General features: G+C 41.3%; 13 protein-coding genes. All 13 read left to right on the forward strand.

The annotated features are described in order from the left end of the window. The first annotated feature begins 78 nt into the window (after positions 1-78). The gene (locus AB4160_RS18800) at positions 79-1,110 is read left to right on the forward strand and encodes a phosphotransferase family protein (protein ID WP_372005971.1); all 1,032 of its coding nucleotides are present in this window, start codon (positions 79-81) and stop codon (positions 1,108-1,110) included. A gap of 54 nt (positions 1,111-1,164) precedes the next feature. Then, entirely contained in the window at positions 1,165-1,926 is a 762-nt protein-coding gene (locus AB4160_RS18805; RefSeq protein ID WP_102476789.1) for an SDR family NAD(P)-dependent oxidoreductase, read from the forward strand. A gap of 95 nt (positions 1,927-2,021) precedes the next feature. After that, positions 2,022-3,827, forward strand: a complete 1,806-nt coding sequence (locus AB4160_RS18810) for an acyl-CoA dehydrogenase (protein ID WP_372005973.1) — start codon at positions 2,022-2,024, stop codon at positions 3,825-3,827. A gap of 272 nt (positions 3,828-4,099) precedes the next feature. Continuing rightward, positions 4,100-4,561 carry a MaoC family dehydratase gene (locus AB4160_RS18815; RefSeq protein WP_372005975.1) on the forward strand — a complete coding sequence of 154 codons (462 nt, stop codon included), beginning with the start codon at positions 4,100-4,102 and terminating at the stop codon, positions 4,559-4,561. Between the two features lie 55 nt (positions 4,562-4,616). Further along, entirely contained in the window at positions 4,617-5,528 is a 912-nt protein-coding gene (locus tag AB4160_RS18820) for an SDR family NAD(P)-dependent oxidoreductase (protein WP_372005977.1), read from the forward strand. 123 nt (positions 5,529-5,651) lie between these two features. Further along, positions 5,652-6,833, forward strand: coding sequence for an acetyl-CoA C-acyltransferase (locus AB4160_RS18825; RefSeq protein WP_102439456.1), 1,182 nt, complete (start codon positions 5,652-5,654; stop codon positions 6,831-6,833). Positions 6,834-6,865: 32 nt separating this feature from the next. After that, positions 6,866-8,524 carry an AMP-binding protein gene (locus AB4160_RS18830; RefSeq protein WP_372005980.1) on the forward strand — a complete coding sequence of 553 codons (1,659 nt, stop codon included), beginning with the start codon at positions 6,866-6,868 and terminating at the stop codon, positions 8,522-8,524. Between the two features lie 198 nt (positions 8,525-8,722). Next, positions 8,723-9,382 carry a hypothetical protein gene (locus AB4160_RS18835; protein WP_241905016.1) on the forward strand — a complete coding sequence of 220 codons (660 nt, stop codon included), beginning with the start codon at positions 8,723-8,725 and terminating at the stop codon, positions 9,380-9,382. An 87-nt stretch (positions 9,383-9,469) separates the two neighbouring features. After that, the gene (locus AB4160_RS18840; protein ID WP_372005983.1) at positions 9,470-11,572 is read left to right on the forward strand and encodes a molybdopterin-dependent oxidoreductase; all 2,103 of its coding nucleotides are present in this window, start codon (positions 9,470-9,472) and stop codon (positions 11,570-11,572) included. Between the two features lie 199 nt (positions 11,573-11,771). Next, positions 11,772-12,161 (forward strand): hypothetical protein, encoded by a 390-nt coding sequence (locus AB4160_RS18845; RefSeq protein WP_241901097.1) that lies wholly within the window; start codon positions 11,772-11,774, stop codon positions 12,159-12,161. Beyond that, complete coding sequence (locus AB4160_RS18850) at positions 12,110-12,313, forward strand: DUF1295 domain-containing protein (RefSeq protein ID WP_241903545.1); 204 nt, start codon at positions 12,110-12,112, stop codon at positions 12,311-12,313. Before AB4160_RS18845 ends, AB4160_RS18850 begins: the two co-directional genes overlap by 52 nt. A 263-nt stretch (positions 12,314-12,576) precedes the next feature. Beyond that, entirely contained in the window at positions 12,577-13,410 is an 834-nt protein-coding gene (locus tag AB4160_RS18855; RefSeq protein WP_102439454.1) for a MoxR family ATPase, read from the forward strand. A gap of 24 nt (positions 13,411-13,434) precedes the next feature. Then, a complete protein-coding gene (locus AB4160_RS18860; protein ID WP_372005986.1) occupies positions 13,435-14,607 on the forward strand; it encodes a VWA domain-containing protein in 1,173 nt (390 codons plus the stop codon). Positions 14,608-14,689: the final 82 nt, after the last annotated feature.

Below are 14,689 nucleotides of genomic sequence, written 5' to 3' on the forward strand. Positions count from 1 at the left end.
AAAGGGTGAAGTGGTTTTGATTCGCGACACTAAATTAAGTTAACTATTGACCCTAAGTGGTCTAAAAGAGAATTGCCAATGTTAGACGATAATTTAATAGACCTTAAACAATTAACTCAGTATCTAGAGCGCCATATTGCGGGTTTTAAGGGTCCCATTACGCTTGAAAAGTTTGCCGGTGGCCAGTCTAACCCGACGTTTAAATTGCAAGCGGCAACAGGTAACTATGTGCTGCGCAGGCAACCACCTGGCAAGTTGCTAAAGTCAGCCCATGCTGTGGATCGCGAATATAAAGTGATCAAAGCATTGCAAGATACTAAGGTGCCAGTCGCAAAGGTATATCACTTATGTGAGGACCCAAACATCATCGGCTCGATGTTCTATGTGATGGAGTATTGCGATGGCACTGTGTATTGGAGTGCATCTTTATCTGACATAGCCACGAATGAGCAACGTACAGCAATGTATGATGAAATGAACAAAGTATTGGTAGCGCTGCATAGTGTTGATGTCGAGCAGGTAGGGTTAAGTGATTATGGTAAAGCAGGTAACTATTTTGAGCGTCAATTAGCCCGTTGGACTTCTCAATACCGCCAGACTGAAATTACCCCCATTAAAGCGATGAATGATCTAAGCCAATGGCTAGAAGCGAATTTACCTAATGATGACGGTCGAAGCTGTCTAGTCCATGGCGATTTTCGCCTAGACAATATGATGTTTGCCAAAGACTCAGCCAAGGTCATTGCACTGCTGGATTGGGAATTATCAACGTTAGGCCACCCGTATGCTGATTTAGCTTATCAATGTATGCAACTAAGAATGCCTGCAGGTATGGGTAGCATCGACGGATTGAAAAGTGTCGATCGTACTAGTTTAGGTATCCCTACCGAAGAGGAATATGTAGCCCGATATTGCCAAAGAATGGGTATCGAGCGCATTGAAAATTGGGTGTTTTATCTCGCATTTAGTTTCTTCAGGTTAGCCGCTATTGCTCAAGGCGTTGCTAAACGCGCATCCCAAGGCAATGCATCAAACGAAAATGCTAATAAAGTCGGCGCATTTGTCGAACCGTTAGCAAAAATGGCCCTACAAGTAATCGCCCAAAAATAACTTGCAGCTTTCACTGCTATAACCAAATAAACCACGAATTACAGGAGTTATCTCATGGATCCATTATTAGATTTTAGCGGTAAAGTCGCCATCATAACCGGGGCGGCACAAGGTTTTGGACAACTACTTGCCCAAGAACTAGCAAATCGCGGCGCTAAACTAGTGATCAGCGATATCAATGAAGCAGGTGTTCATAAAGTGGCAGATGATATTGCGGCAACAGGCGCAGAAATTCTAGCCATGAAATGCGATGTTTCAAAAAATGACCAGTGTAAATTAATGGTAGACACTGCCATGGAGGTATTTGGTCGTGTAGATATTGGAGTCAATAACGCCGGGGTTGCCCATGAGTTTATGCCGTTTCATCAGATAGATGAATCTATTATGGATAGCCAATTTGCGGTAAACGTTAAAGGTGTGCAATTTGGCATGCGTCATCAAATACAACAAATGCTGACCCAAGGAGAAGGGGTCATTCTTAATGTCAGTTCTATGGCGGGTATTGGCGGCGCGGCATTAGGCAGTGCTTATTCAATGGCAAAACACGCGGTTATTGGCTTAACCAAAACCGCTGCGGTTGAATATGGCCGCGCCAATATACGGGTTAATGCAATTTGTCCATTCTTTACGCTAACCCCTATGGTCACCAATTTTGCAGATGCTGAGCAGCAACAAAAAATGAGCCGCGGCGCACCTATGAAACGCCTCGGTGAGCCCAAAGAAATAGTCGCGGTGATGTTGATGATGCTATCGCCAGCAAATACCTATATGACAGGCCAATGTATCGCAGTAGATGGCGGAGTATCAGCCCTTTAAAAGGCAACTTTTAGCCAGAGTGAGTTAGTCACGCTTAGGGAATCACTGTTTTACAGGATTTACAGCGAGTTTTTGACCAATAAAGAGAACAAATTATGCCAGCTAGTTTAATGAATCAACGCGATCTTGAATTTATGCTTTATGAACTGTTTGATAGTGAGGCTTTGATTACTCGTGAGCGTTACCAAGATCATGATCGACAAACATTTAATGAAGTCGTTAATACCGCTAAAGCCATTGCAGAGAAGCATTTTCTTCCCATTCGCCAAAAGTTAGATACACATCAACCGACATTTGATGGCACTAAAGTGCATCTCATACCTGAATTAAAACCTGCTATTGATGCCGTCAATGAATCAGGTATTGCTGCAGCCACCGCAGATTACGATGTCGGTGGAATGCAACTGCCGCCAATTGTCGCCAGTGCAGCTGGCGCTTATCTTAGTGTGGCTGGGGGCGTAGGTATGGGTTACAACATGCTAACAACGGCAAACGCCAATTTACTTGAAGCCCACGGCAGTGATGAACTGATTGAAACCTGGGTTAAACCAATGCGTGAAGGTCGCTTCATGGGTACCATGGCGATGACTGAACCGGGAAGTGGCTCTGGTTTAGGGGATTTAACCACCAAAGCGATTAAAGCTGAAGATGGCAGTTATCGCATAACGGGTAATAAAATATTTATTTCGGGCGGTGATCACGATCTCAGTGAAAATATCGTCCATTTGGTGCTTGCCCGTCTCCGTGGCGCACCGCAAGGGGTAAAAGGTATTTCACTTTTTGTCGTCCCTAAATTTTTATTAAATGAAGACGGCACAATCGGTAACGATAATGAAGTGGCATTGGCAGGATTATTTCATAAAATGGGCGGCCGGGCGCAAACCTCAACGGCGCTGAGTTTTGGTGAAAAAAATGGTTCAATAGGTTACTTGGTGGGTGAAGAACATTGCGGTTTGAAATACATGTTTCACATGATGAATGAAGCCCGCATCATGGTCGGCATGAGTGGCGCTGTACTTGCTGTCGCCGGTTATCAGTACTCAGTTGATTATGCCAAAAACCGTCCACAAGGTCGTTTACCTTCTTGTAAAGACCCGTTATCCCCTATGGTCAATATTATTGAGCATGCAGATGTAAAACGTATGCTATTAGCGCAAAAGGCCATTGCAGAAGGTGCTTTATCATTAGTGTTATACGGCACCCAATTAAGTGATGACGAGAAAACAGCGCCAACCATAGAGCAACGACAATATGCTCACACGCTATTAGACTTTTTAACCCCCATCATTAAAACCTGGCCATCTGAATATGGGCCTAAAGCCAACTCCTATGCGATTCAGGTAATGGGAGGCCATGGTTATATTAATGAGCATCCTGTGGAAATGTTCTATCGTGATAACCGTCTTAATCCGATACACGAAGGCACAACAGGCATTCAATCATTAGATTTAATGACCCGCAAAGTGCCTATGAACAAGATGCAGGGTTATATAGCAACATTGGACGAAATAACTAAAACCATTGCTGTAGCAAAAAAACACCCAAATTTAAAAGTGTTTTCGAGTCGGTTAAGTGATGCAGTAAGGTTATTAAAAGTTACTACTGACTCAGTATTAACGGCAATGTCGACTGAAAATATAGACTTAGCATTAGCCAATTCAGTTAAATATCTGGAATTGTTTGGCCACATTATTATTGCATGGCTATGGTTAAAACAAGCGATAGTAGCCACAGAAGCACTCAGTAAAAAGCCGCATCAAGCAGATGAAAACTTTTATCAAGGTAAGCTGCAGGCTCAGCAATATTTTTATCGATTTGAACTACCGAAAATTGAGCACTGGTCAACCATTTTGTTAACCTCTGACAGTACAAGTTTTGATATGCAACCTGATTGGTTTTAAAGGTTGTATTGTGTATCTGGTGATTTTGAAGCTTAACTTATAAATTAATTTATAACCCCCTCAAAAGCATGATTGATTTTATCAGTCATGCTTTTTTATTATCAGGGTAAATTTTCATTCAATTTATCTTTTTAACTTCCACATCTACTATTCGCTACGGGAATGTGAAGGTATCAAAACTATTCATTTGTTTAATCTTGTTGCTCACATTAGCATGAGTTAATGCTTAATTTTTATTCATTAATTAAATGTGACAAGGGAATGACAACATAATGCCAACAGTAATTAATAGAGAAGACATTGGAAAGTATATCGGCTTTCAAACTGAGGCTACTGATTGGCATACCATTACTCAAGAGCAAATAAACCAATTTGCAGATTGCACGCTCGATCATCAATTTATCCATGTAGATGAACAAAAAGCCAAATCGACCCCCTTCGGCAGCACCATTGCTCACGGTTTTTTATCTTTGTCTATGTTGTCTCATTTTGCCGAAGACTTCAGCGTCATCATCGATGGTTTTTATATGGGCTTAAATGCCGGTTTCGATAAAGTGCGATTTTTACAACCTGTAACGGTTAACAGTCGTGTTCGTGCTTTTGCAAAAACCTTATCTATTGAAGAGAAAAAACTAGGACAATTTAGATTATCTACCGAAGTAACAATAGAAATAGAAGGCTGTGATACACCAGCGCTGGTTGCTCAATGGATTTCAGTACAAATGGTTAAATAAAGACTTTTCTGGAACCACAATAACAAGAAAGAAATATAACAATTAGGAAATCATTATGACGATGAGTTTTGACGGAAAAGTGGCAATAGTTACTGGCGCTGGAAATGGTTTAGGGCGTTCTCACGCATTAGAGTTAGCCAGAAGAGGTGCCAAGGTGGTGGTTAACGATTTAGGCGGCGCTCGAGATGGCAGCGGCGCTTCAAGTGCAGCCTCTCAAGAAGTGGTTAGATTGATTGAGACTATGGGCGGAGAAGCCATAAGCCATGGTGCTAATGTGGCTAATTTTAACGAAGTGGAAGACATGGTGCAGCAGGCCATGGCGAAGTGGGGGCGGGTTGATATTCTTATCAACAATGCTGGTATCTTACGCGATAAATCATTTTCTAAAATGGGCCTCGATGACTTCAAGTTAGTGATGGATGTCCACGTTATGGGCTCCGTGAACTGCACTAAAGCTGTTTGGGAAATCATGAAACAGCAAAATTATGGCCGTATTGTGATGACCACATCCTCAAGTGGCATGTACGGTAACTTTGGCCAGTCAAATTATGGCGCTGCAAAAATGGCGGTGTTAGGTTTGATGAATACCTTAGTACTTGAAGGCGCTAAAAATAACATTCGAATTAATGCGTTAGCGCCTACTGCAGGTACACGAATGACGGAAGATTTAATGCCAGAAGAAATTGTAAAAGCATTCGCACCTGAGGCGGTAACTGCTGGGATGCTAACCTTATGTGATGATGAAGCGCCTAATCGATTCATTTTATGTGCCGGAGCTGGCGGGTATTCTAGCGCAAGCATCTTTGAAACGGACGGGTGCTTTTTACCTCAATCTTCACAAACCCCAGAACAAGTCCGTGCTCATTGGGATGAGTTAACGGCGCAAGAAAGCCAAACAGAACTCACTTCAGGCGCCAAGCAAGGTGAGAAATTTGTTATGAAAGCAATGGCGTTTATGCAATCTTAGCACTAATTCTTAAACTAATAATTTTACATACAATCATAATAAATTTAGCGACTCAGTTTTGTTTGCTTTATACCGAACCTAACAATATAAAAACTAAAATAATTAAAATAAGAGAGGGGATTTATGAGAGAAGCCGTCATAGTTTCAGCTGCACGTTCACCGATAGGCAAAGCTTATCGGGGCGCTTTTAACGATCTTTCTGCGCCGACTTTAGCAGCTGCTACGGTCACAGCCGCCATAGAACGAGCTGGAATTGAGCCAAGTGATATTGATGACTGCATCTTTGGCGTGGTGTTAACTCAGGGCAATCAAGGAATGAATTTTGGCCGTCAGGTTGCCATGGCGGCTAATTTACCCGTTTCAGTTCCCGGAATGACAATTGATCGTCAATGTTCTTCAGGCTTAATGTCGATTTCAATCGCGGCCAACCAAATTGTCTGTGATGGTTCGCAAATCGTTGTCGCAGGGGGCTGTGAATCCCTCAGTTTAGTGCAAAACGATAAAATAAATAGCTACAGGGTAGTTGATCCAAACGTAAAAGCTTATCGCCCCGCCATTTATATGCCGATGCTTGATACTGCTGAAGTAGTCGCAAAGCGGTATAACATTTCTAGAGAACAACAAGACCACTACGCTTTATTATCACAACAACGTACTGCAGCAGCGCAAGCGGCTGGAAAGTTTGATGATGAGATAGTGCCAGTAACTTGCACTAAATTAGTCATGGATAAACAAACTGGCGCCATTACTCAGCAACAAGTCACTTTGTCTAAAGATGAAGGCAATCGTCCATCAACCAATTTAGCGGGTTTATCGGGTTTAAAAGTCGTTAAAGACAATGGCTCCATAACTGGCGGTAACGCATCACAGTTATCAGATGGGGCTGCTGCAGTGGTTGTTATGGAGCGTGAACTCGCCAAAGAGCGAGGTCTTGAACCATTAGGGGTTTATCGCGGTTCAGTGGTGACAGGCTGTGAACCCGATGAAATGGGTATTGGTCCTATTTATGCCATTCCTAAATTACTCGAGCGTCACGGCTTAACCATGGATGACATCGGTTTGTGGGAAATAAACGAAGCTTTTGCTGTTCAAGTGTTGTATTGCGCAGAATACTTAAATATTCCAGAAGATCGGTTAAACGTTAATGGTGGTGCAATTTCTATCGGCCACCCGTATGGTATGAGTGGCACTCGAATGGTAATGCATGCATTAATTGAAGGTAAGCGTCGTGGGGTTAAATACGTAGTCATAAGTATGTGTATTGGTGGCGGACAAGGTGCAGCGGGCTTGTTTGAAGTGCTTTAAGGTTTAACAATAATAAATAAGAGGCAAGTATTATGGAAAAGATTTGGCTTGAAAAAAGTTATCCACCTGGGGTTGAATTTGAGATTGATCCAGATAAATACAGTTCATTAGCTGAGTTGTTTTTTAAATATACCAAGTTATATAAAGACAACACCGCCTTCGTTAATATGGATGTTGCTATTAGCTATGCAGAACTTGAGCAACAGGCTACTGATTTTGCGGCCTATCTACAACAAGAGCTAGGGCTAGTAAAAGGTGATAAATTTGCCATTATGATCCCTAATTTATTGCAATATCCCATTGCGCTGTTTGGTGCGCTGATAGCTGGGCTTACTGTCGTCAATGTTAACCCGCTTTATACTCCTCGGGAACTTGAGCATCAACTCAAGGATTCTGGTGCCAAAGCTATTCTCATTCTCGAAAACTTTGCCAATGTACTACAAGCCGTTATTGATAAGACCGCTGTAGAACAAGTGATTATCACTGCTGTAGGTGACCGCTTAGGAACAATTAAAGGTGCTTTAATTAATACCGCGCTAAGACATGTAAAAAAACAAGTCCCAGAATATAACTTACCTCAAGCAATAAAATTTAATAAAGCCTTAGCTTTAGGCAGTAAATTATCTTTTACTCCAGTTGAAATTGTCGGTGCTGATTTAGCTTTTTTACAATACACCGGCGGCACGACAGGCCCATCAAAAGGGGCTATGTTAACCCACCGTAATATGGTGGCAAATATAGAGCAATCTAAAGCTGTAACTAAGAATGTTTATGAAATAGGTAAAGAAATCATGATTACGGCTTTGCCGCTTTATCATATCTTTGCACTCACATCGAACTGCCTAGCCTTTATGCCTTTTGGTGGTAAAAATATTCTAATCACCAATCCACGTGATATGGACGGCTTTGTTAAAGAGTTAGCTAAATATCCTTTTACTGCTATTACAGGGGTGAATACCTTATTCAATGGCTTATTACATACCCCAGGTTTTGACAAACTAGATTTTAGTTCTCTTAAAATGGGCTTTGGTGGCGGTATGTCAGTCCAACGGCCCGTCGCAGAACTGTGGGAAAAAGTAACTAAGACTCGCTTATTAGAAGGTTATGGATTAACAGAATGCGCCCCATTAGTCACCATGAGCCCATATAACCAACAAAGTTATAACGGTTCCATTGGCGTGCCAGCCTCGTCAACGGATATCCGCTTAGTAGGCGCCGATGGTGAAGACGTTGCCAATGGTGATCCCGGTGAAATGTGGGTTAAAGGCCCACAAGTGATGAAGGGTTATCATAATCGCCAAGATGCTACTGATGAAATCCTTATCGATGGCTGGTTAGCAACCGGCGATATTGCCACCATGGATGAAAATGGCTTTTTTACCATTGTTGACCGTAAAAAGGACATGATTATTGTCTCCGGCTTTAACGTTTTCCCTAACGAAATTGAAGAAGTACTCGTTAGCCATGAAGGCATATTAGAAGCCGCTGCTGTTGCAGCGCCAAGTGATGCAACTGGAGAAATGGTCAAAGTGTTTGTGGTTAGAAAAGATCCTGATTTAGACGAAGCCGCGGTATATGAGCACTGCACTGAATTACTGACTAATTATAAGCGCCCTAAAGAAGTGACCTTCTTAGATGAATTACCTAAAAGTAATGTCGGTAAAGTACTTAGAAAAGAGCTTCGTTCTTAGTCAATAACCTAGTAGTAAGATTGCATTTGAATTTAACGTTCTAAATTTCAATACTTTAATAGCAGATCAGGGGCATAATGACCTGATCTGTTTTCCGCTGCCATGATTTAGCAATCATTATAGATATTCATTAATGACAAAGCTTAGTTTCTTAGTGTGACCCATCTGAAAAATAACAAGAAATACAGGAACAAATATATGAAATTTAAAAAACTGCCCATAAGCCAACTGTCAGTTTCTATTATGCTATTTTTAGCAGGCTCAGTAACGTTACAAGCTAATGATTTAGCAGAGGTGGGTATTGAATTAGATGCAGCTAAAGCTGCTATTGATATTGATGAAAACAGCTTTAGCTGTATCCGCGATATGACACCAGTAAGGCATTTTTATGTGGACAACATACTTGGTGATCTTGACGCAACATTGGCAGTAGCCAATGCCCCTGAGGGCGCAAAATATCCTCCAGGCTCAGTAGTACAGTTGGTACCAACAGAAGTGATGGTAAAAGGCAAGGCGGGTTCATCTCCTGTCACAGGTGATTGGGAATTTTTTGAGTTAGAAGTCAGTGAGGACGGCTCAAAAATAGTTAATCGCGGCTTTGTTGATGTCAATAACCGTTTTGGCGGCAATTGTTTTACTTGTCATTTACCTGCTCGCGATAAGTGGGACTTTATCTGTGAATCAAATCATGGTTGTGAACCCATTCCAATCGATCACAGCATGACGGGTGCGCTGCAACGCTCAGATCCTCGCTGCGGCGAAGAAGCACTTGAATCTGGCGACAGTATGGCGTTATTTAAATTAAAAACCATGGTGGTTATTGGTTCGGTTAAAAAGTGGTTTGAAGACCTTTTTTAACCACACTGCTATTAAGAGTAAAGTGAATAAGCTTTGCTCTTTTTTATGGAAATTTTAAAAGTAAGATTAACCAAGTCAGGGATGAACATGAATGAAGTCAAAACCCATTACCGAAATTGTAATATTTGTGAAGCCATGTGTGGCTTGGAAATTAAATATCAAGACAAACAAATCTTATCGATAAAGGGCGATCAAAACGATCCTTTTAGTAAAGGTTACAATTGCCCTAAAGCCACCGCGTTAGAAGATTTTTATTACGACAAAGATCGCTTAAAAACCCCCATTAAACGTACTACATCAGGTTGGGTTGATATCTCATGGGAAGAGGCATTTGATGAAATAACCGAGAAATTCAAAGCGATTCAACATAAACATGGCAAAAACGCATTGGCAGTTTATTTGGGCAACCCTAATGCCCACAGCCTTGGCAATGCCATGATGCTAAAACCCTTTTCAAAGTCTTTGGGCACCATAAACCGTTTTAGCTCAGCTTCGGCTGATCAATTACCCCATCATGTAGCATCTAACTTCATGTTTGGTGCTGGTATGTTAATCCCGGTACCAGATATCGATCGCACCGACTTCATGTTAATTATTGGCGGCAACCCCGTGGTGTCAAACGGCAGTATGATGACCGCGCCCAATGTTATCGGACGCATGAAAGCGATTCAAAAAAGAGGCGGCAAGATCGTTGTCGTAGACCCTAAATGTTCACGCACCGCTAAAACTGCCGATCAACATCTGTTTATTCGCCCAGAAAAAGATGCCTTGTTTCTTTTTGCCCTCATTCATTGTGTATTTGCGTCTAACAAGGTTAATTTACGTCACTTAGCCGCCATGACTGATGGTGTTGAGACACTTGAATCTGTCGCAAAAGACTATGCGCCTGAAGATGTTGCTGAATTTGTTGGTATCGATGCACAGAGTATTCGCCAGCTAGCTGCTGATATGACCGCCGCAGATTCAGCCGTTTGTTATAGCCGTATGGGCGCCTCAACACAAACCTTTGGTGGTTTATGCCAATGGTTAACCAATGTACTGAATATCATCACAGGTAATTTTGATCGTGCTGGTGGCGCTATGTTTCCTCAGCCTGCTTATGATTTACTAAGAAACCACGTAAAAGGGCATAAATCATCATTTGGCCAATATCACTCTCGGGTTAGAAAGCTGCCATTTTTTAACGGGGAATTCCCAGTCTCCACCTTGGCTGAAGAAATACAAACACCAGGTGAAGGTCAAATAAAGAGTTTGATTACTATTGCGGGCAATCCGGTACTGTCTGCGCCCAATGGCAAGCAATTAGCGGATGCATTTACTGAGTTGGATTACATGGTGTCGGTGGATATCTACCTTAATGAAACCACAAAATACGCCGATATTATTCTACCCGGCACCACTGGCGTTGAAAATTCGCATTTTGATATCTTCTTTAACTCTTTTTCAGTAAGGAACACGGTTAAATACTCAGCGCCATTGTTTGAAAAAAATGCTAATCAGCGTAGTGACTGGCAAATTTTAAAAGAAATATCATCACGTATGACCAATACCCCCATGGATCCTTATACCCCTGAGATGATCTTAGATAGGGAATTAACCCAAGGGCCTTATGGCGAAGAAGGTATGAGTTTACAAAAGCTGATTGATAATCCACATGGGATTGATATGGGCCCATTGATGCCGTGTATTGAGCAAAGGATTAAAACGGCTACAGGTAAAATAGACTTAGCGCCGCGAATATACCTCGATGATTTATCACGCTTAAATGCACTGATGAGCACTGCGCCAAGAGATCAAACATATCCATTTGATTTAATTGGCCGCCGTTTAGTGAAAAGTCACAATACCTGGACGCAAAACTCGGCGCGTTTAGTTAAAGGTAAAAATCCCTGTACCTTAGAGATCCATACCCAAGATGCGCAAACCCTCGGTATTAAACAAGGACAATTGCTTAAGGTGAGTTCTCGGGTGGGTGAAATCCACATAGAAGCCGCAATTACCAATGACATTCTCCAAGGCGTGGTGTGTATGCCTCAAGGTTGGGGGCATAATCAACAAGGTACACGCATGTCAGTTGCAGCAACACAGGCGGGTGTCAGTATGAATGACTTAACGGATGCAAGTAAGGTCGACACGTTAACGGGTAATGCCGTACTTAATGGTATACCCGTTGCTATTGAACTTGCGTAACTGTAGGGGAAACATGACAGATGAAATACTTTACACCGTTATTTGTTTTTATTGCTGGTTGGATACTCTTAATATTTAGTGATACTTTGGCGACAATTGATCTTGTTAATGGTTTGCTGCAATTACTCATGTTCACCTTGGTGGTATGTATACCTACATGGCGTACAGGCCGAATGTCCTAGGTTGATATAGGTTGGCCATGGGGCTCACACTCATTGGTATTATGACTTGGTGTTACAGTGACGGCGATTCAACCCGTGTCGCATTAGTCAGTATGGCTTATATTTTTGCTGGTAGCCGAATGAGGTTTGGGGCGTTAAAACTGTGGACATCAGGTCACCTGCAAAAAGAATTGCCACGTTATGAATACCAAAAACGTTGCTGGCAAAAAGCAGGTAAAACTAACGTGGCGTTAGCGCAGCAAATAGAGGCGATAATACAAGGTTTGGCCAATGCGTCGTATTTGGCATTACCTGCATTTATTATTGCAGCAATACAGGCGCGCAAATTTCTATATTTGAGATTATCGGTATTATTGTGTGGCTGGCTGCATTTGCGATGGAAACTATTGCCGATATACAAAAGTTAGCTTTTTTGAAAGCAATGAAATCGACAGGGATTAACAATCAAGTTTGTAATGTGGGCTTATGGCGATTTAGTCGTCATCCAAATTATTTTGCTGAATGGATGGTGTGGAATGGATTAGTCATTACCGCTATCCCATCATGGCTAGCTTTATAGCAACAAGAATCGGTGGTTATATGTGGATTATTAGGTGTAGGTTTACTGATCACCTCCAAAATAATGCACACCACCTTAGTTGTTTATACTGGCGCAGTGCCTTCTGATTTCTATTCAGTGCAAAAACGCCCTGAATATAAGGCCTACCAACAAACAACTAATATCTTTTCCCTGGACCGAATAAGACACGGTAAATAAAACGCTAACTAAAAATAGCACTAGAACTAAAACTAACAATATAACTATCACCAATAGGTAAAAGCATGTTTAAAAGTACTGACAACTATATTGCGTCAAGTGATCTCACTATGGCTGTGAATGCCGCAATAGCATTAGAAAAACCGTTATTGATTAAGGGCGAGCCGGGTACCGGTAAAACTCAATTAGCGGAAGAGTTAGCTAAATCTTTAAATTGTAAGTTGTATCAGTGGCATATTAAGTCGACCACTAAAGCGCAGCAAGGCTTGTACGAATACGATGCTGTGTCACGCCTAAGAGATAGTCAATTAGGTGATGCACGTGTGCATGATATTTCAAACTATATCGTTAAAGGTAAGTTATGGCAGGCTTTTGAAGAAGAGCAAAGACCCATCTTACTTATTGATGAAATAGACAAAGCTGACATCGAATTCCCCAACGATTTACTGCAAGAATTAGACAAGATGGAGTTTCATGTTTATGAAACTCAGCAAGTGATCAAAGCCAAACAGCGTCCGATTATCATCATTACCTCAAATAATGAAAAAGAACTGCCAGATGCCTTTTTAAGACGCTGCTTTTTCCATTACATTAAATTCCCCACCAAAGTCGAAATGGAAAAAATCATCGATGTGCATCATCCAGATGTGAAGCAACAACTACTCAAGCAAAGTTTAGAGGTGTTTTTTGACTTACGAGAGGTCAATGGCATTAAGAAAAAACCATCAACCTCTGAACTGATTGATTGGATCAAGCTATTAATATCAGATGATATTTCTCAAGCGAGTCTATTGGATAAAAATTCAGACGTAATTCCGTTATTTGGTGCGCTACTTAAAAATGAACAAGATGTGTCATTGCTTGAAAAGCTCGCTTTTATGAGTCGTAGAAACCGCTAATCGCTAAAGAAAGGTAGTGAAATCATGTTTATTGATTTTTTTCTTACGTTGAAAAAACATAACGTACCTTGCAGTTTGCGGGAGTTATTAGATCTTATTGCCTTATTAAAAAAAGGCGTGGTGTTTGCAAATGTTGAAGATTTTTATAACTTAGCCAAAATCGTGATGGTGAAAGACGAAATTTACTATGACAAATATGACAACGCTTTTGCGGAATACTTTAAAGGCATCGAAAGCATTAATGTGTTTGATCAAATCTTGCCTGAAGATTGGTTACATAAAGAATTTGAAAAGCATTTAAGTGATGAAGAAAAGCAACAGCTGAAAGCCTTAGGTGGCCTTGAACAGCTAATGAAGGCATTAAAAGAGCGACTTGAAAAACAGAAAAAACGCCATGCTGGTGGCAATAAATGGATCGGTACCGGTGGAACATCACCTTTTGGTGCTTATGGCTATAATCCTGAAGGCATAAGAGTGGGGCAAGAGGGTAACCGTAACAATAGCGCCGTTAAAGTCTGGGATAAACGTGAGTTTAAAAACTTCGACCAAGACCGAGAGCTAGGTACCCGTAATATCAAGTTAGCATTAAAAAAATTACGTAAATTTGCCCGAACTGGTGCCAGTGAAAAGTTAGATATAAACACCACTATTCGCTCCACTGCTCAAAATGGTGGCTTGTTAGATGTACACATGGAGCCTGAGCGTCACAATGCGGTAAAAGTGCTAATGTTTTTTGATGTTGGCGGCTCAATGGATGATTACATTCAAACCTGTGAAGAGCTTTTTTCAGCCGCCCATACTGAATTCAAACAATTAAAATTTTTCTATTTTCATAATTGTTTATATGACAAAGTATGGCAAGACAACAGCAGACGCTATCAACAAACAATTGACCTTGAAGAAGTCATCAGAACATACGGATCAGATTATAAAGTCATATTTGTCGGCGATGCGACAATGGGGCCTTATGAAATTGTCGCCCGCGGTGGCAGTGTTGAACACTGGAACGAGAAACCTGGCAGTGATTATATGAATCGGCTATTAAGCCACTTCAATAAAGTGACCTGGTTAAATCCACAACCCCAGCAGCATTGGTCTTATCATCAGTCGATATCGATAATTCAGCAGTTAATGGATAACAAAATGTACCCGCTAACGGTAGATGGTATTGGTAGGGCGATTAAGGAACTGATTTAACTCGCGATATAAAATCGACAAACTACAGCTTCATATTGAGCTAAAATAATTCAAGGAAGAAATAAGTGGCTTTTGTGAGGTA

The organism is Shewanella sp. 10N.286.51.B8 (assembly GCF_041469325.1).
Lineage (GTDB): Bacteria > Pseudomonadota > Gammaproteobacteria > Enterobacterales > Shewanellaceae > Shewanella.

Excerpts from the sequence above, each read along its gene's own strand:
- AB4160_RS18800 (WP_372005971.1), top strand. The coding sequence starts at position 79 with ATGTTAGACGATAATTTAATAGACCTTAAACAATTAACTCAGTATCTA.
- AB4160_RS18805 (WP_102476789.1), top strand. The coding sequence starts at position 1,165 with ATGGATCCATTATTAGATTTTAGCGGTAAAGTCGCCATCATAACCGGG.
- AB4160_RS18810 (WP_372005973.1), top strand. The coding sequence starts at position 2,022 with ATGCCAGCTAGTTTAATGAATCAACGCGATCTTGAATTTATGCTTTAT.
- AB4160_RS18815 (WP_372005975.1), top strand. The coding sequence starts at position 4,100 with ATGCCAACAGTAATTAATAGAGAAGACATTGGAAAGTATATCGGCTTT.
- AB4160_RS18820 (WP_372005977.1), top strand. The coding sequence starts at position 4,617 with ATGACGATGAGTTTTGACGGAAAAGTGGCAATAGTTACTGGCGCTGGA.
- AB4160_RS18825 (WP_102439456.1), top strand. The coding sequence starts at position 5,652 with ATGAGAGAAGCCGTCATAGTTTCAGCTGCACGTTCACCGATAGGCAAA.
- AB4160_RS18830 (WP_372005980.1), top strand. The coding sequence starts at position 6,866 with ATGGAAAAGATTTGGCTTGAAAAAAGTTATCCACCTGGGGTTGAATTT.
- AB4160_RS18835 (WP_241905016.1), top strand. The coding sequence starts at position 8,723 with ATGAAATTTAAAAAACTGCCCATAAGCCAACTGTCAGTTTCTATTATG.
- AB4160_RS18840 (WP_372005983.1), top strand. The coding sequence starts at position 9,470 with ATGAATGAAGTCAAAACCCATTACCGAAATTGTAATATTTGTGAAGCC.
- AB4160_RS18845 (WP_241901097.1), top strand. The coding sequence starts at position 11,772 with ATGGGGCTCACACTCATTGGTATTATGACTTGGTGTTACAGTGACGGC.
- AB4160_RS18855 (WP_102439454.1), top strand. The coding sequence starts at position 12,577 with ATGTTTAAAAGTACTGACAACTATATTGCGTCAAGTGATCTCACTATG.
- AB4160_RS18860 (WP_372005986.1), top strand. The coding sequence starts at position 13,435 with ATGTTTATTGATTTTTTTCTTACGTTGAAAAAACATAACGTACCTTGC.